Genomic DNA, 16,884 nt, shown 5'->3' with positions numbered 1-16,884 from the left:
GGGAAAGGGGGGGCGGGGCGGTCGCGTGCCGTTCGCTGTCGCTCCGGCGATGGCGCGGGCGCTGGCGGCGGGGCTGCGGGAGCGCGGGTGGGTGGTCCGGGAGTAGGGGGACCGCTGCGCGGGGCTTCGGGGCGGGGAGAAGGGCGGCGGGTCGGTCGCGTGCCGTTCGCTGTCGCCCCGGCGATGGCGCGGGCGCTGGCGGCGGGGCTGGAGGAAGCAGTCAGGGGTCCGCTGCGCGGGGCTTCGGGTTGCCGTTCGCTGTCGCTGCGGCGCGGATGGTGGGAAGCAGTCAGGGGTCCGCTGCGCGGGGCTTCGGGGTGGCGGGAAGGGGGGGGGGGGCGGTCGCGTGCGGTTCGCTGTCGCTCCGGCGATGGCGCGGGCGCTGGCAATGGCGGCGGAGCTGGAGGAAGCAGTCAGGGGTCCGCTGCGCGGGGCTTCGGGGCGGGGAGAAGGGCGGCGGGTCGGTCGCGTGCCGTTCGCTGTCGCTGCGGCGCGGATGGTGGGGGCTCGGGGTGGGGGCGAAGGGCCGGGTCGGGGGGTGGTGGGTGTCCATTAACCTTGAGGGTGAGTTCTTGTGTCGTGAGAGAGAGGTTCGCCCCGTGGACAGTGTCGACCGAGCGTCGAGCGGCCCGGTCGTCGTCGCCATCGACGGACCTTCGGGGTCCGGGAAGTCGACCGTGTCGCGGGCGGTGGCCGCGCGGCTGGGCCTGAGCTTCCTGGACACCGGTGCGATGTACCGGGCGATGACCTGGTGGATGCTCGCCAACGAGGTGGACGTCGAGGACGCGGAGGCGGTGGCGATCGCCTGCGGGAAGCCGGTGATCGTGTCCGGGACGGACGCGGCGGGGCCGACCATAACGGTGGACGGGCAGGACGTGTCCGGGCCGATCCGCGGGCCCGAGGTGACCGGTAAGGTGAGCGCCGTGGCGGCCGTTCCGGCGGTGCGGGCGCGGCTGGTGGAGCTGCAGCGCGGCTGCGCCTCGCACGCCGAGCGCGGGATCGTCGCCGAGGGCCGGGACATGGGCTCGGTGGTGTTCCCGGACGCCACCGTGAAGGTGTTCCTGACCGCGTCCGGGCGGGCCCGGGCCGAGCGCCGGGCCGCGGAGCTGCGGGCGAAGGGCGTCGACGAGGCGACCATCACCGCGATGGCCGCCGACCTGGCCCGCCGGGACGCCGCGGACTCCTCGCGGGAGACCGCCCCGCTGACCCAGGCCGCCGACGCGGTGCTGGTGGACACCAGCGAACTCACCCTCGACCAGGTGATCGACGCGATCACCGCGCTGGTCGAGGAGAAGGCCGGACTGACCGCCGCCTGAGCGGCAGGACGTACGGCCGGAACTGATTCATCCGACCGCGCGAGATCCGCGCGGTTCGCGCTGCCCCCGGGCAGGTACGCACGGCACGCCCCTGGGAAGGGCCGCGTCGGGAAACGGAAAACGGAACATGAGCAACGACACCACCGCCCACCACGGCGAGCTGGGCGACGCCGAGTACGCCGAGTTCATGGCGCTGGCCGCCGAGGAGGGCTTCGACAGCGACGAGATCGACGCCGACCTGGACGGCCACGGCCCGCTGCCGGTGCTGGCCATCGTCGGCCGCCCGAACGTCGGCAAGTCGACCCTGGTCAACCGCATCATCGGCCGCCGCGAGGCGGTCGTCGAGGACCGCCCCGGCGTGACCCGCGACCGGGTCAGCTACGAGGCGATGTGGGCCGGGCGCCGGTTCAAGGTGCTGGACACCGGCGGCTGGGAGATCGACGTCCTCGGTCTGGACGCGATGGTCGCCGCCCAGGCCGAGCTGGGCATCGAGCAGGCCGACGCGGTGCTGTTCGTGGTGGACGCCAAGATCGGCGCCACCGACACCGAGGACGCGCTGGTCCGGCTGATCCGCCGCTCCGGCAAGCCCGTGGTGCTGTGCGCCAACAAGGTCGACGGCCCGTCCACCGAGGCCGAGGCCGCGTACCTGTGGTCGCTCGGCCTGGGCGAGCCGTACCCCGTCTCCGCGCTGCACGGCCGCGGCTCCGGCGACCTGCTGGACGCCGTCCTGAAGGTGCTGCCGGAGGCCCCGCCGCAGCTGTTCGGCGACGGCCTGGCCCCCGGCGGCCCGCGCCGGGTCGCGCTGATCGGGCGCCCGAACGTCGGCAAGTCCAGCCTGCTGAACAAGGTCGCGGGCGAGGACCGGGTGGTGGTCAACGAGCTGGCCGGCACCACCCGCGACCCGGTCGACGAGCTGATCGAACTCGGCGGCAAGACCTGGAAGTTCATCGACACCGCCGGCATCCGCCGCCGGGTCCACCTGACCTCCGGCGCGGACTTCTACGCCTCGCTGCGCACCTCCGCGGCGCTGGACAAGGCCGAGGTCGCGGTCGTCCTGGTCGACGCCAGCGAGACGCTCGCCGAGCAGGACACCCGGATCATCTCGATGGCCGTCGAGGCCGGGCGCGCCGTGGTCATCGCCTACAACAAGTGGGACCAGCTGGACGAGGAGCGCCGCTTCTACCTGGAGCGCGAGATCGAGCGCGACCTGGTGCAGGTGCAGTGGGCGCCCCGGGTGAACGTCTCGGCGAAGACCGGGCGGCACATGGAGAAGCTCGTCCCGGCGATCGAGACCGCGCTGGCCGGCTGGGAGACCCGGATCCCGACCGCCAGGCTGAACGCCTTCCTGGGCGAGCTGGTGGCCGCGCACCCGCACCCGATCCGCGGCGGCAAGCAGCCGCGCATCCTGTTCGGCACCCAGGCGGGCACCCGCCCGCCGCGGTTCGTGCTGTTCGCCTCCGGCTTCCTGGAGGCCGGCTACCGCCGGTTCGTCGAGCGCCGGCTGCGCGAGGAGTTCGGCTTCGTCGGCACCCCGATCTCGATCTCGGTCCGGGTCCGGGAGAAGCGCAACAAGAAGAAGTAGGCAGCGGGAGTAGGCAGCGGCGGGGGAGAAGGAGAAGGGGAGGGGCCGGGCGGCCCCTCCCCTTCTCGCGTGCCGCGCGGGCGGCGGTCAGGCGTCCCGGCCCGGGGGCAGCGACAGCACCGAGCGGTGCCGCCCGCCCGAGGTGCCGCCGCCGCCCGGGGTGCCCAGGTAGCCGGTGGCCACCCAGCCCTGGCCGTTGGCCTGGGCGGCGGTGGTCTGCGCGGGCATGAACTGCGGGGCGCCCTGGGGCTGCCCGGCGTACGTCTCGAACGACTGGTGCTGCTGCGGGTAGGCCAGTGCTCCGGTGCGGTCGGCGCCCTCGCGCGCGGTCGGCCCGGACGGCTGCGGTTCGCGGACCGCGAAGCCGGTGAACTTCATTCCCTCCTCGCCGGAGCGGTCGCCGGGCAGCGCCCGGAACATCCGCCGGTACTCGGAGTACAGCGTGTCGTAGATCGGCGTGGCCGACACCGGGTGCTCGGCGTCGTACGACGGGCGCATGTTCGGGATCGACCGGCCGGCACCCCCGGGGCCGGACTGGGCGGAGGGACGGCCGGTGGACGCGAGGTCGTAGCTGTACACGTAGGAGCCAACGAGCGAGACCGGCTTGGGATGCGGGGGCGCGGCCCCCAGTCCTATCCCCGCCGCGGCGCTCGGGCCCTGGTCAACGGCGGTGCGGGCGGCCGGGACCGCCGGGGCGGCGGGTCCGTCCTCGGTGGCGGCCGGGTCGTTCACGGGGTCGGTCATCGCCGCGCCCCCGCTCAGGTGCCGGCCAGCGGGAGCATCCCGGCGGCGAGCAGGCCGCGGGCGGCGGCCCGGTCCATCGCGATCCGCAGCAGGTCCTCGCGGGGCTGGCGGCCGATGGTGCCGGCCGGCACCGCGTACATGATCACCTCGGACTTGCGGGCCGCCGCGGCCCGCCAGCCCGGGGTGACCTGGAGCGGCTGGTGGGCCTGCCACCAGGCGGCCGAGCCGCCGGTCGCCGAGGGCTGCAGGATCGCGTGCAGCTGGCCCATCGCCATCAGCACCGACCAGCCGGCCCGCGGCCGCACCGGGGCCTGGTTGACGTCCTGGACGATCTGGAAGCCGTGCTCGGTCAGCAGCGAGAGGAACTCGTCCTCGCCGAGGGCGCTGCCCGGGCGGCCGACCGGCCCGGTCGGCTCGACCACCAGCGCGGCGTGCTGGGTGTCGCCGCACAGCACGATGCCGCAGGTCACGCCGAGCACCGCGGGCTGCGGCTGGCCGGCCGGGGCGGTCGGCGGGGCGGTGATCGGCTCGGGGATGTGCACCTCGACCACCGGTTCCGGCTCGACCTGCGCGGGCACCGAGGCCTGCGCCGGCACCGCGGCGTCCGCCCCCTGGCTGATCGACTCGACGGCGCCGCGCAGCTGCTGCTCGTCCACCGGCACCACCTGGGAGGGCACGCAGCGGGCGTGCGCGAAGGCCAGCACCGCGGTCTCGTCGCCGACGAACAGGACGGTGCTGGTGGGCTCGCGCAGCGAGTCGCCCGGTTGTCGGCAGGAGGTGCAGTCGTACGCGTCGGGTGCGTGGGCACCCGCGAGCAGGCTCTCGGCCTCGTCGTCGCCGATCTCGGCGCGTACGTCCTCGCTCACCTCAAGCATGCGCGGCACTGATGACTCCTCGTTGCCCTGACGTTCCAGGTGCTCGTTCCGGTGCCCCCGGGCGGGACGTCCCGGGTGCGCGGCGCGGGGAGCGCCGACCGCCTTTACCAACGGGAGGTTGTGGCTGGAGTCACGGGTGGGCGGCCGGGCGACGGGATTTGCACGGCTCCTGATCACTATGTGTGCACGGAGGGTCGCATTCTGTCGACACTGTGCCCGACCTCACACGGGCCAAACTGTGACCGGGGCCATATTCGCATATGGCTTGATCTTGATAAAAGCGGATGAATAGGACATTTGGCTTCGATTGGCATGATCGATACCGCCGGTAACGCCGCTTTGACCTGGGATGACCGGAAAGTGTTTGGCGCTGGAGAGTCCGAATCGTAGGTTTTTGCCCGGTGCATCGAGCACCTCCCGGGTTCACCCCCGACGCACGGCCCACCTCCGGCTCACCCCGGAACGCGGGCCCTGCGCCCACCGGCGCGACGGCAGCCAGCCGCCGCCGGGGATGCGGACAGGTGGCCGGGGCGGCAAGCGGCACGTCCGACACGTGCACGGCCCGCCCACCGGACTTGGCGAGCGAACACGGCCCGGCTGGGGCCTGGTTCCGCCTGCCCCTCCCGGGAATGTCGAGAGGAATCTCATGACCTTCCGTAACGAGACCGCCGCTGCCACCACCGCCCCCAAGCGCAACCGCGTCCGCGCGGCAGTCGTCGGCGGCGCCCTGCTCGCCGCCCCGGTGGCCGGCCTCGTCACGGCCAACACGGCCTCCGCCGCGGACGTCTCCACCTGGGACAAGGTCGCGATGTGCGAGTCGACCGGCAACTGGTCGATCAACACCGGCAACGGCTTCTACGGCGGCCTGCAGTTCACCTCCTCCACCTGGGCCGCCTTCGGCGGCACCGCCTACGCCCCGCAGGCCAACCTGGCCACCAAGGCGCAGCAGATCGCCGTCGCCGAGAAGGTGCTGGCCTCCCAGGGCCCCGGCGCCTGGCCCGTCTGCTCGGTCCAGGCCGGTCTGACCAAGGGCGGCGCGCCGGCCCAGGTCGACACCTCCAGCTCCTCGACCTCCTCCTCGTCGAGCTCCTCCTCGAAGTCGACCTCGTCCTCGTCGTCGACCTCCTCGAAGTCCACCTCCTCGAAGTCGAACAGCACCGCCTCGAACGACTCCGCCAAGGCCTCCCGCTCCGAGTCCCGCGCCCAGGCCCCCAAGGCCGCCGCGCAGGAGACCCCGAAGCAGACCTGGAAGAACAAGTCCGCCGCGGCGACCACCACCAACACCTCCGGTGGCAGCTACACCGTGAAGTCCGGCGACACCCTGTCCAAGATCGCGGACAGCCTGGGCGTCGACTGGCACACCCTGTACAGCAACAACTCCGGTGTCGTCGGCGGCAACCCGGACGTGATCTACCCGGGCCAGGTCCTGTCGGTCTGACCCACCCCCGGAAGCACCGCTTCCACGGGACCGTCCGCCGGTCCCACCCTGTCGGCGTGAAGCCGCCACCCCGGTCACGGGGCGGCGGCTTCCGCCGTTCCCGGGCGGGTCGGGCGTTGCGCGGGGTGCCACCCGCTCGGCGGCGTCCGGAGGGTGGCGGGGCGGGCGACGCGCGTAGCGTCGGGGGATGCGGATACCTCGCTCGTACGGCCGGGCGCTGCTCGCGCTCGGCCTGCTGCTCCCCGCCGCCGCGGTCGCCGCGGCCGGCACCCCGGCCGCTGCCGGACAGGCCACGCCGGACCTGGTCTGGGACCGGCTCGCCGACTGCGAGAGCGACGGCGACTGGCAGGCCGACACCGGCAACGGCTACTACGGCGGCCTGCAGATCTGGCCGCCCACCTGGCGGGAGGCGGGCGGCCTGCGCTACGCCGACCGGCCCGACCACGCCAGCCGGCGGCAGCAGATCACCGTCGGGGAGGAGATCCTGCGCCGCCAGGGCTGGAACGCCTGGGGCTGGTGCGCCCGGGAGATCGGGGTGCTGGAGTAGGCCCGCTCCCGGGGCGGCGGTCGCGGGTCACCAGACCCGGCCCTCGGGGAGCGCGGACAGCTCCGGGGCGGACAGGTGCGGGACGGCGAAGAGCTCCGCCGCCGGGCCGTCCGCCGAAGCGTCCTGCGGGGTGTGCTCCGGGGTGTGCTCCGGGGCGGTCCCCCACAGGGTGAAGTGCAGCAGTTCCCAGCGGCCCGGGTCCAGGGCCAGCACGGCGGTGTGCACGCCCGGGCGGCGGGCCGCCTCGCGCAGCCGCTCCACCTCCTGCTCCACGTGGGCGGCCGGCGCCGCCGGGTCCGGCCCGACCGGGACGGCGGTCAGCCGGCGGGTCGCGGCGGACGGGAGGGGGACGGCGGCGCGGGCCGGGCCGGAGAAGTGCGCCAGGACGGTCCAGCGCTGGACGGTCGGGCGCCCGAAGTCCCGGACGATGTTCTCGAACCCGCCGCCGCCGACCAGGAACCGGGCCGCCTCGCCGTCCGAGCGCCACACGTACAGCGGCGCGTACTGGTTGACCGGCGAGCCGCCGACCCCGCGCTCGCGCAGCAGCCACGCCTTGAAGCCGAGCCCCGGGCGGTCGTCCAGGAGCGGAGCGCCGGCCTTGATCCGGCGGCGGATGACGTCGAGGTCGTAGTCGGCGGGCAGGGTGATCTCGTACTGCTTGGCGAGCACGGGCGGGTCCTGTCTGGTGGGTGCGGGTGGACGGTCAGGGCTGCTGCGGCGGGGCGAGCAGGGTGAGCAGGCCGGTGATCGCCTGGTCGAACGGTGCGGTGTCGCCGGCCGCGCGGGCCAGTACGTAGCCGCCCTGGAGCACCGCGACCACGGTGGCGGCGGTGCCGGACGGGTCCACGGACGGCGGGAGCTCACCGTTCGCCCGGCCCTCCGCCAGCACCTCGGCGAGGCGGCCGCGCAACCAGCCCAGGGTCTCCTCGACCGGGGCCCGCAGCACCGGATCGGCCATCACGTCCGGGTCCTGGGTGAGCCGGCCGATCGGGCAGCCGCGCAGCACGTCGCGCTCGCGGCGCAGGTACCCGGTGACCCGCTCGACGGCGGTGCCCGGCCCGGACAGCAGCTCCTCGGCGAGGCCGCGCAGCTCCCCGGCGGTGCGGGTGATCGCGGCGAGGGCCAGCTCGGGCTTGCCGGCGAAGTGGTGGTACATGCTGCCCTGCCCGGCGCCCGCGCGCTGCTGGATGGCCTTCGGGCTGGTGCCGGTGTAGCCGCGCTCCCAGAGCAGGTCGCGGGTGGCCTCGACGAGGCGGTCGGCGGTGGGGTTGGTGGCGGGGCGGGGGGCGTTGGCGGAGGTGTTGGCGGGGGCGGGGGTGTCGGGGCTCGGGGTCATGGCACGTATTGTACGTACTAGTAGGTACAGCGGGAAGGGCGGGGGTGAGTGCCCGTCAGCCCGGCCCGGCCGGGCGGGGGTTCAGGCGGCGGCGCGCTGCTCGCGGGCGGCCAGCACGGACGCGGTGGCGTGGGCGGGCAGCGCGGCAGACGGGTAGCGGTGCTGCAGGGCCAGCGCGACCGCCTCCGGGCCGACCGGCTTGCCCAGTTCGGTGGCGAACGCGCGCAGGTACTCCCCGGTCCAGGCGATCGGGTCGGCGGGGACGTCCGCGGGCACCGGCGTGGTCAGGTGGCGGTGGCCCGGGACGGTGCGCAGCGGCTCCAGCGCCGCCATCTCGTCCAGCAGGTCGATCCACGCCTCGCGCTGCGCCGTCCACGGGGTGTCGGCCAGCCACGGGTGCGCGTTCAGCCAGAGCAGCGGGCCGCCGAGCAGCGTCCGGCTGCGGTGCTCCCACAGGTAGTGGTGGTCGGGCAGTCCCAGGGACGCCCCGCGCAGCTCCAGCCGGTGGTCCTCCAGCTCCACGGCGTCGCCCTCCAGCGGCTCCAACGCGACCAGCCGGGACGGGAGTTCGTCCCCCAGGTCGGTCCGGGCGGCCCGCACGGCCGGGTAGTCGTGCTCGATCCGGGCCCGGACCGGGTCGGGGGCGAGGAAGCGCGCCTCGGGGAAGGCGTCGCGCAGCACCTCCGCCGCGAGCCAGCAGTCCGGCGCGTGGTGGGCCACCAGGACGGTGCCGAGCCGGCGCCCCGAACGCTCGACCTCCCGGACCAGCCGCCGCCCGTCCGAGAGCCGCAACCCCGTGCCGATCAGCGCCGCCCGGTGCTGACCGAGCACCAGCACCGCGCACTTGTGCAGCGAGGACTCGGGAAGGTCCACCACGCGGAACTCCAGCGGATGCATCGTGCAACCTCCTCCGGCCGGGGAAAGCCCTCCCACCAGGGTCCGACGGGAGGGCGGCGGGCGCATGTGGGGCGGGTGGGGGCGGGCGCCTGCGGCGGGCGGGGGAGGCGGGGAGAAGGGGTGGGGCGGGGGAGAGGTGCCTGCGGCGGGCTGGTGGGGGTGGGGGACGGGATTCCCCGACGGGAGGGCGGCGGGCGCATGCAGGGCGGGTGGGGGCGGTGACGGGCGGTGGCGGGGCGTCGACGGGGGAGGGGGCGCGGGTGGGCCGGGGCGGGCTGGTGGGGGTGCCGGCGGTGGGTCGGGGGAGGTGGGGGTGGGTGTCCGCGTGCCGGAGGGTGGGAATTCCCGGTGGGCGCGGAGACTTGTGCTGGACGGACGAGACGTTCGGCGGCACTCCCCTGCCCGTCGGCCGTCCGGAGAGGGAGCGATACATGGGAACCCCCGTCGACCAGCTCGTCGACCTGCTCGACCTGGAGCGGATCGAGCTGAACATCTTCCGCGGCCGGAGCCCGGAGGAGTCGCTGCAGCGCACCTTCGGCGGGCAGGTGGCCGGGCAGGCGCTGGTCGCCGCGGGCCGGACGGTGGACGAGGACCGGCCGGTGCACTCGCTGCACGCGTACTTCCTGCGTCCGGGCGTCCCCGGCGTGCCGATCGTCTACCAGGTCGAACGGACCAGGGACGGGCGCTCGTTCACCACCCGCCGGGTGCTCGCCATCCAGGGCGGGCGGACGATCTTCGCGCTGACCGCCGACTTCCACAAGCCCGAGCCCGGCGGCATCGAGCACCAGTTCCCGATGCCGGACGTGCCCGACCCGGAGAGCCTGCCGAGCGCACTGGACGAGGTCGGTGCCCGGCTCGGCGAGCTGCCCCCGTTCATCAGCCGCCGCCAGCCCTTCGACATCCGGTACGTGGACCGGCTGAAGTGGACGCGGGAGGAGCTGGACGGGGTGGAGGCCCGCAGCGGCGTGTGGCTGCGCACCAACGGCGCGCTACCCGACGACCCGCTGATCCACGTCTGCGCGCTCACCTACGCCAGCGACATGACGCTGCTGGACGCCGTCCGCGCCCCCGTCGAGCCGCTGTGGGGCGAGCGGAACTTCGACATGGCCTCGCTGGACCACGCGATGTGGTTCCACCGTCCGTTCCGGGCCGACGAGTGGCTGCTGTACCGGCAGGAGTCGCCGATCGCGCACGGCGCGCGCGGTCTGGCCCGCGGCGAGATCTACGACCGCGAGGGGCGGCTGGTGGTCTCGGTGATGCAGGAGGGGCTGTTCCGTCCGCTGAACCGGTGACGCGGCGCGAGGCCGTCCGTTCGAAGTGACTTGAGAGCAGAGCGACTTGGGAGGCAGACCGATGACCGACACCGCAGCCGAAGCCTGGCAGCGCTGGACGGAGTCCCGGAGCGCGGCGGCGGGGGCGCCGCACGGGCCGCTGGCGCTGACCGGCACCCACTGGCTGGAACCCGGCCCGGCGGAGATCCCCGGGCTGCCCGGCCGCTGGTGGGCCGAGGACGGCGCGGTCTGCGCCGAACTGCGCGCCGGGGACGGCGTCCGGATCGAGGGCGAGGAGAAGGAGTCCACCGGCCGGGTCGCCCTGCGGCCGGACACCGACCGGCACCCGCAGATCGCCGTCCGCGACCTGCTGCGACTGGTCCCGATCGAGCGGGAGGGCGAACTCGCCCTGCGGGTCTTCGACCCCGACGCCCCGGCCCGGGCCGCGTTCGCCGGGATCTCGGTCTACCCGTACGCCCCCGACTGGGCGGTGCCCGCCGTCTTCACGCCGTTCGAGGACGGCGGGCGGGCCGTGCTGGTGGAGAACGCGGACGGCCGGGCCCGGCCGCTCGCCGTCGCCGGGCAGGTCGCGTTCACGCTGGCCGGGCGGGAGCACACGCTGACCGTCAGCGGCTCCGAGGGCCCGGGCGGCCCGCTCAGCGGCGTCATCGCGGACGGCACCAGCGGCCGGGAGACGTACCGGTTCCGGTTCGTCACGCTGCCCGCGCCCGACGCGGAGGGGCGCACCGTGCTGGACTTCAACCGGGCGTTCCTGCCGCCGTGCGCCTTCGCCGACCATTTCATCTGCCCGTTCCCGCCGCCCGGCAACCGGCTGGAGATCGCCGTCGAGGCGGGCGAGCGGCAGGTGGTCACGGTCTGAGCCGGGAGGAACGGGGGACCGGGCCGGCGGCCGGGAGGGCGCCCCGCTTTCTGAGAGCGCTCTCTCGGCGGGGTGGTGGGCGCTAGGCTGCTCGCAGCAGCAACACGATCACGTGCGTGCGGACGTGCGCGCGGACGGTGGAGAGGAGCCCACGGTGACCGAGTCCGAAGCGGGAACGGGCGGGCGCCCCACCCTGGAATCGGTGGCCGAGCGGGCCGGCGTGTCCCGGGCCACCGCCTCCCGGGTGGTCAACGGCGGCGCGGGCGTCCGGGTGGCGCTGCGCGAGAAGGTCGAGCGGGCCGTCGCGGAACTCGGCTACGTCCCCAACCTGGCCGCCCGCACCCTGGTCACCCGGCGCAACCGGGCGATCGCCGTGGTCATCGCCGAACCCGAGGCCCGGTTCTTCTCCGATCCGTTCTTCGCCCAGCACCTGCGCGGCATCAGCCGCGAACTGGCCGCCGCCGACAACCAGATGGTGCTGCTGCTGGCCGAGGACGAGCGCGACCACGAACGGATCGGCCGCTACCTCTCCGGCGGGCACGTCGACGGTGTCCTGCTGTTCTCGCTGCACCGCTCCGACCCCACCCCCGAGACCGTCCACCGCCTCGGCCTGCCCTTCGTCATCGGCGGACGGCCCGGCTGGCCCGGCGCCGAGTCCGACCGCGACCTGCTCTACGTCGACAACGACAACCGCGGCGGCGCCCGGCTCGCCGTCCAGCACCTGCGCTCCATCGGCCGCAAGCGGATCGCCACCATCACCGGCCCGCTCGACCAGACCTCCTCCATCGACCGCCTCGACGGCTACCGCGACCTGCTGCCCGACGGCGACGACGACCTGATCGCGACCGGCGACTTCACCGCCGACGGCGGGATCCGCGCGATGACCGAACTCCTCTCCCGCCGACCGGACTTGGACGGGGTGTTCGTGGCCTCCGACGTGATGGCCTCCGGCGCGATCCGGGTCCTGCGGGCGGCCGGGCGCCGCGTCCCGGAGGACGTCGCGGTGGTCGGCTTCGACGACGTCGAGTCCATCGCGGCCTGGACCGAACCCCGGCTCACCACGGTCCGCCAGGAGATCGAGGAGATGGGGCGGCTGATGACGCGGCTGCTGCTGCGGCGGCTCAACGACCCGGAGGCGTCGGCGCCGTCGTCGGTGATCATTCCGACCTTGCTGGTGGTGCGGGAGTCGGCCTGAGGGAAGGGTTGGGGGCCTGCGGCGGGCTTGGGGTGGAGATGGGAATGGGGTGGGTGCGGGAGTCGGCTCGGGGGAGGGGTGAGGGGCCTCTGGGCCGGGCCCGGGGGAGAGGCTGGGGCTGCGCGGGGGCGGTCAGGGGAGGGCGGCGGTCAGGAGGCGGGCGGTGGCGGCGAGGAGGGGTTCGTCCGCGGGGGCGGTGGGGGCGGCAGGTTTGGTGCTGAGGACCGCGAGGACGAGCGGGGGGCGGTGCGGGGGCCAGGTGAGGGCGAGGTCGTTGGTGGTGCCGTAGGCGCCGGTGCCGGTCTTGTCGGCGTGGGTCCAGGTGGACGGGAGGCCGGCGCGCAGGCGGTGGGTGCCGGTGGTGGTGGCGCGCAGCCAGGCGGTGAGCCGGGCGCGGTGGGCGCGGGCGAGGGCGTCGCCGAGGGTGAGACGGGCGAAGGTGCGGGCCAGGGCACGGGGGGTGGTGGTGTCGGTGGTGCGGCCGGGTTCGGCGGAGTTGAGGGCGGGTTCCCAGCGGTCGAGGCGGGTGGCGGGGTCGCCGAGGGAGCGGCAGAAGCGGGTGACGGCGGTGGGCCCGCCGAGGCGGCGCAGCAGCAGGTTGGCGGCGGTGTTGTCGCTGAACTCGATGGCTGCGGCGCAGAGTTCGGCGACGGTCAGGACGCGGGCGCGGCCGGTGGCGGGCGCGTAGCCGGAGTCGGTGACGTCCCGGTCGGTGTAGTGGACGCGGGCGGCGAGGTCGTGGCCGTCCCGGAGCACGGCGGCGACGGCGAGCGGCTTGAACGTCGAGCAGAGCGGGAACGTCTCGTCCGCCCGGTGGCCGACCGTCGCGCCGCTGCCGGTGTCGTGGCCGAGGACGCCGAGTCGGGCGCCGTGCCGCTGCTCCAACTCCTGGAAGGCGTCCTGCAGTTCGGTGAAGGTGCGGGCGGTGGCGGCCGTGGCGGGGAGGCTCCGGGCAAGGGCGGTGGCCGCGGCACCGGTGAGCAGGCGGCGGCGGGTGGGGTGCGGGCGGATCGGGGCCTCCTCGGGCGGTGCGGGTCTCACCACGGTGCATCGGCAGGAGGAGGCCGGGGCTGGAGGGGGCGGGCGTGTGTCGGGGTGCGGGTGCGCGGGTGCGCCGCCGGGTCCTGGGGGCCGGGGGCCGGCGGCGCGGGGGTGGCGTCAGCCGACGACGCGGTAGCTGACGGCCGGGTACGGGAAGTTGGCCCAGTGCAGGCTGCCGAGGGCGTAGGCGGTGTCGCCGGTCTTGCCGGGGAGGCCGGTGGTGCAGTCGGCGTTGAAGTAGACCTTGATGTCGGCGGCGGTGAAGTCGACGGCGGAGTTCGCGGGGGCCGGGAGGTTGTGGCAGCCGGTGTCGGTGGTGTCGACGGCGAACTGGGTGCCGGTCAGGTTGCTGCCGGTGGCGAAGTAGGCGACGGCGGAGTGCGGGAACTCGACGGCGGCCGCGGGCTGGGCGAGGGCCGCGCCGAGCAGCAGGGCCGCTCCGGTGGCGGCGGTCGCGGCGAGGGTCTTGGTGCGGAGGGCTGCCATGCGGGGCTCCTGGGGGTGGGCAGGCGGGACCGGCGCGCACGGTGGGGCGTACCGCGGCGCGCGATCATGTCAGTTGCATCTTCAACGATCTCCGGTGATCTGCCAACCCCCTGGTCTGGACCGGTGCCGGTGCCGGTGCCTGTGCCGGGGGCGGGGCGGGACGGGGTGGGGCGGGGCGTGGCAGGGCCTCCCGGGCCGGGCGGAACCGTCGGGGTCCGCGGCGGCCCGGGAGGGGCTGGGGTGGGTCGACCGGCCGGAGGATCAGTCGAAGGGGAGGCGCAGCACGGAGGCGTTGCCCTGGGACTGGGTGGCGCCGGTGCGGAGTTGAGCGGTGGCGTTGCCGAGGGCGGGCCAGATCTCGACCTTGACGGTGCCGTTGCTCAGGTTGGCGAGCGGGGCGCCGGTGGTGGACTGGAGGCCGGCCGCGGCGGCGCCGTAGCGCTCCCAGCCGGGGACGGGGTCGGTGGCGAAGTAGCGGTAGGTCTCGGTCCGGTCGACGGTGCCGTTGCCGTCGAAGTCGTAGGAGACGCGGGCCTGTTGGGCCAGGGCGACGTTGGAGCCGGCGTCCACGTAGAGGTCGAAGTCGGTGCTGCCGCCGGGGCGGAGGGTGCCGGTGAGGTGGTTGAGGGTGTACGTCAGCGGCTGGTAGGGGGTGCCGTCGTGGTTGGCGCCGCCGCCGGAGGCGATGGTGCTGCCGGCCGCGCCGGTGCCGTAGGTGGTGGAGAGGGTGCCGTCGGGCTGCGGGTAGAGGGTGCCCGGGCGGGTCTGCGGGGCGGTCGGGGAGGTGGTCGGGGAGGCCGACGGGGAGGGGCTCGTGGAGGGGCTCGCGGAGGGGCTCGCGGAGCCGGACGGGGACGGACTCGCCGACGGGGAGGGGGAGTTGGTGGCGCCGCCGGTGCCGCCGTCGGGCTTGGTGCCGCGTTCGGAGGCGGTGGAGCGGGCCGGGACGGTCAGGGTGTAGCCGTCGGAGAAGCGCACGGTGCGGGCGGCGGTGGTGTAGTTGTGCGCCACGTGGGTGCGGGTGGTGCCGTTGACGAAGACCGCGGCGGTGGGGGTGTCGGCGGTGGTCGCCGGGTCGAGGGTGCCGAGGGCGGCGAGGTTGTAGATCCAGTGGTAGGTGTGCGCCCTGGACTCGCCCTCCTCCGGGGTGTAGCCGGCCTTGCCGGCATCCCAATCAGCCTTCGCCGCAGCCGGGTTGGTGAGCGCCTCGGCCTCCCAGAGCAGGTCGCGCCAGTCGGTGAAGGCGCCGCCGTTGTTGCTCTTCAGCTCGGTCAGGTTGGCGGCCAGGTCGTCCTTGCGGCGCGCCAGGTAGAGCGAACCCGAGGTGACCGGAAGGAAGTTGATGCCGTGGATCATGCCGGGCGCGGCCGTCCACCAGGTGGAGTAGGCGGCGCCGGAGCCCCAGACCATGCCGACGGTGGAGTGCTGGAAGCCGGCCGGGAAGACCTGGTGGTCGGCGTCGAACCAGTACTGCTGAACGGAGTTGGCCTCGGTGGTGTACAGGTAGACGCCGAGGTCGCGCAGCGAGGTGTCGCCGGTGGCGGCGCCGAACAGCAGCAGGCCGGCGCTGAAGTTCAGCGACTCGGAGGAGGACTCCTCGTTGTTGCCCGCGGCGAACCCGGCGTGGCCGGAGGCCCAGCCGTGGCCCTCGTACGGGTCGAAGTTGCGCAGCCAGGGGAAGCGGGTGTCGGTGCGGTCGGTGTTGGCGGCGTCCTTGGCGAGCAGCTTGACCATTCCGCCCCACTGCGCGTCCGCCGCCCAGGCGGTGTCGTAGCGGGCGACGGTGGCGGCGGCCTGCACGAAGTAGCCGTAGTGGAAGTGGTGGTCGTTGAGTTCGGCGTCGGTGCCGTAGGAGGCCGGGTAGCCGATCAGGGTCTTCCAGGTGGAGTCGTAGGCGAAGCCGGGTGAGCCGGTGCCGGCGAACCAGGTCTGCAGCTTGCCCTTCATCAGTCCGAGCAGCTTGTCGCGGGCCGCGGTGTCGCCCAACTGGTCGGCGATCGGCACCAGTTGGGCCATCTGGCCGAGCGCCTTGCCGACCCAGTAGGTGTCGGTGGCGCCGTTGAACGGGTCGCTCGCGTCGGAGACCTGGTGCAGGTAGCCGTCCAGCGCGGCGCGGTCGTAGGAGCCGGCGTCGGGCAGCGAGGGCAGCACGCCGGTGACGGTCTGCACGGTGGAGAAGGACGAGCCCTGGCGGACCTTCATGGTGCCGCGCGGGGAGGTGTACGTCAGCGCGGTCAGGGCGTCCGGGGTGGCCTGCCACTGCTGCGGGTAGAGCGCCAGCAGGGTGCCGGTGGCGCTGCCCTCCTGGGCGGTGGTGGTGGCGGTGAAGGTGGTGGTGAGCTTGCCCGCGGCCTGGTCGTAGTTCCAGCCGACCTTGGTGTCGGTGACGAAGTTGTATGCGTACGTGCGGAACTGGGCCAGGTCGGCGGTGGAGGGCAGCAGCGCGACCGAGTAGTAGTCCTTGCTGCCGAGGTTCGCCGTCAGGGTGCTGCCGTTGACGTTCCAGTTGCTGCCGGTGGGCGCGAACAGGCCGTAGTTGTGGCCGCCGACGGTGATGCCGAGCACGCTGCCCTGGTTGCTGAAGACGGTGGGCGCCGAGGCGGTGGTGACCTGGGCGGCGCCGCCGGTGGCGTGCGCGAACACGTACGGCAGGCCGTGGCCGATCGTCGCGCTGAAGGTGTGCGCGCCGTCCGCCCAGTACGGGGTGACCGTCCAGTCGGACCAGCCGTCGACCTTGGTGTCGGGGGAGTTCAGGCCGGCCACGCCCAGGGTGAGGTCCCGGGTGTGGGTGTAGTCGTACTGACGGCCGTCGGAGGTGATGGTCGGCGTGGTGGGGTAGCCGACCTCCAGGCCCGCGGCCTGGGCCTTGAAGGTCATCGGGTGGGCGTACAGGTTCTCCGAGTACGGGTTGCCCGCGTAGCGCTGGTAGATCAGCGAGGACCACCAGTCGTTGGTGGGGGCGGCCTGTCCGGCCATCCGCGGGGTGACCTTGGGGGTGACGGGCGCGCCGTCGGAGTTGCTCGGGCCGACGGTGCCGGCCGGGCGGGCGTCGCTGTAACCGCCGAGGCCGACCCGGACGGTGGCGGCGGCGGCGCTGCCGGCGCCCAGGGCCGCCGTCAGCGTGGCCGCGGCGGCCAGCGCCAGGGTGGTGAGGGCGGCCGTGGGGCCGCGCAGGGAGCGGAGCTTCATGGTCATGTCCACCTTGAGTGGGGGCGGGCGGTGCAGTATGAGAGCGCTCTCAGCCAGCGGACGGTATTGGTGGGTCGCAAGGGGTGT

15 protein-coding genes are annotated in these 16,884 nt (G+C 74.3%); 7 read left to right on the top strand and 8 right to left on the bottom strand.

Going from position 1 to position 16,884, the window contains the following annotated elements; genetic code table 11:
* The first annotated feature begins 599 nt into the window (after window positions 1–599).
* Both cmk and der read left to right on the top strand, forming a co-directional pair.
* Entirely contained in the window at window positions 600–1,316 is a 717-nt protein-coding gene (cmk, locus tag ABD345_RS34790; protein ID WP_344558157.1) for a (d)CMP kinase, read from the top strand.
* Between the two features lie 127 nt (window positions 1,317–1,443).
* On the top strand, window positions 1,444–2,898 hold the full coding sequence (gene der / locus ABD345_RS34785) for a ribosome biogenesis GTPase Der (protein ID WP_344558156.1): 1,455 nt from the start codon (window positions 1,444–1,446) through the stop codon (window positions 2,896–2,898).
* A gap of 87 nt (window positions 2,899–2,985) precedes the next feature.
* Here der and ABD345_RS34780 read toward each other — a convergent pair whose 3' ends face one another.
* Window positions 2,986–3,642, bottom strand: a complete 657-nt coding sequence (locus ABD345_RS34780) for a hypothetical protein (RefSeq protein ID WP_344558155.1) — start codon at window positions 3,640–3,642, stop codon at window positions 2,986–2,988.
* A 14-nt stretch (window positions 3,643–3,656) separates the two neighbouring features.
* Window positions 3,657–4,517: a hypothetical protein gene (locus tag ABD345_RS34775; protein ID WP_344558158.1), complete on the bottom strand. Its 861-nt coding sequence runs from the start codon at window positions 4,515–4,517 to the stop codon at window positions 3,657–3,659.
* A 646-nt stretch (window positions 4,518–5,163) separates the two neighbouring features.
* Here ABD345_RS34775 and ABD345_RS34770 point away from each other — a divergent pair.
* Both ABD345_RS34770 and ABD345_RS34765 read left to right on the top strand, forming a co-directional pair.
* Window positions 5,164–5,955 carry a transglycosylase family protein gene (locus ABD345_RS34770; RefSeq protein ID WP_344558154.1) on the top strand — a complete coding sequence of 264 codons (792 nt, stop codon included), beginning with the start codon at window positions 5,164–5,166 and terminating at the stop codon, window positions 5,953–5,955.
* A 187-nt stretch (window positions 5,956–6,142) separates the two neighbouring features.
* Complete coding sequence (locus tag ABD345_RS34765; RefSeq protein ID WP_344558153.1) at window positions 6,143–6,502, top strand: transglycosylase family protein; 360 nt, start codon at window positions 6,143–6,145, stop codon at window positions 6,500–6,502.
* A gap of 27 nt (window positions 6,503–6,529) precedes the next feature.
* On the opposite strand, the gene ABD345_RS34760 is transcribed toward ABD345_RS34765, so the two are convergent.
* The 3 genes from ABD345_RS34760 to ABD345_RS34750 form a co-directional block, all read right to left on the bottom strand.
* Entirely contained in the window at window positions 6,530–7,171 is a 642-nt protein-coding gene (locus tag ABD345_RS34760) for a DUF4865 family protein (RefSeq protein ID WP_344558152.1), read from the bottom strand.
* Between the two features lie 34 nt (window positions 7,172–7,205).
* Entirely contained in the window at window positions 7,206–7,838 is a 633-nt protein-coding gene (locus ABD345_RS34755) for a TetR/AcrR family transcriptional regulator (protein WP_344558151.1), read from the bottom strand.
* Window positions 7,839–7,919: 81 nt separating this feature from the next.
* Complete coding sequence (locus ABD345_RS34750; RefSeq protein WP_344558149.1) at window positions 7,920–8,735, bottom strand: MBL fold metallo-hydrolase; 816 nt, start codon at window positions 8,733–8,735, stop codon at window positions 7,920–7,922.
* A gap of 431 nt (window positions 8,736–9,166) precedes the next feature.
* On the opposite strand from ABD345_RS34750, the gene ABD345_RS34745 reads away from it, so the two are divergent.
* From ABD345_RS34745 to ABD345_RS34735, 3 genes are all read left to right on the top strand, one after another.
* The gene (locus tag ABD345_RS34745; protein WP_344558147.1) at window positions 9,167–10,027 is read left to right on the top strand and encodes an acyl-CoA thioesterase; all 861 of its coding nucleotides are present in this window, start codon (window positions 9,167–9,169) and stop codon (window positions 10,025–10,027) included.
* A gap of 61 nt (window positions 10,028–10,088) precedes the next feature.
* On the top strand, window positions 10,089–10,886 hold the full coding sequence (locus ABD345_RS34740) for a DUF1684 domain-containing protein (RefSeq protein WP_344558145.1): 798 nt from the start codon (window positions 10,089–10,091) through the stop codon (window positions 10,884–10,886).
* Window positions 10,887–11,040: 154 nt separating this feature from the next.
* A complete protein-coding gene (locus ABD345_RS34735) occupies window positions 11,041–12,081 on the top strand; it encodes a LacI family DNA-binding transcriptional regulator (protein WP_344558143.1) in 1,041 nt (346 codons plus the stop codon).
* 132 nt (window positions 12,082–12,213) lie between these two features.
* On the opposite strand, the gene bla is transcribed toward ABD345_RS34735, so the two are convergent.
* The 3 genes from bla to ABD345_RS34720 all read right to left on the bottom strand — a co-directional run bounded on the left by bla (window position 12,214) and on the right by ABD345_RS34720 (window position 16,797).
* The gene (gene bla / locus ABD345_RS34730) at window positions 12,214–13,125 is read right to left on the bottom strand and encodes a class A beta-lactamase (RefSeq protein WP_344558141.1); all 912 of its coding nucleotides are present in this window, start codon (window positions 13,123–13,125) and stop codon (window positions 12,214–12,216) included.
* A gap of 114 nt (window positions 13,126–13,239) precedes the next feature.
* Window positions 13,240–13,608 (bottom strand): hypothetical protein, encoded by a 369-nt coding sequence (locus ABD345_RS34725; RefSeq protein WP_344558139.1) that lies wholly within the window; start codon window positions 13,606–13,608, stop codon window positions 13,240–13,242.
* 261 nt (window positions 13,609–13,869) lie between these two features.
* Window positions 13,870–16,797, bottom strand: coding sequence for a glycosyl hydrolase (locus ABD345_RS34720; RefSeq protein ID WP_344558137.1), 2,928 nt, complete (start codon window positions 16,795–16,797; stop codon window positions 13,870–13,872).
* Between the last annotated feature and the right edge of the window lie 87 nt (window positions 16,798–16,884).

It is taken from the genome of Kitasatospora saccharophila (genome assembly GCF_039529925.1).
GTDB lineage: Bacteria > Actinomycetota > Actinomycetes > Streptomycetales > Streptomycetaceae > Kitasatospora > Kitasatospora saccharophila.
Note: the sequence above shows the minus strand (reverse complement) of the source record. Positions and strands in the feature narration are given on the sequence as shown.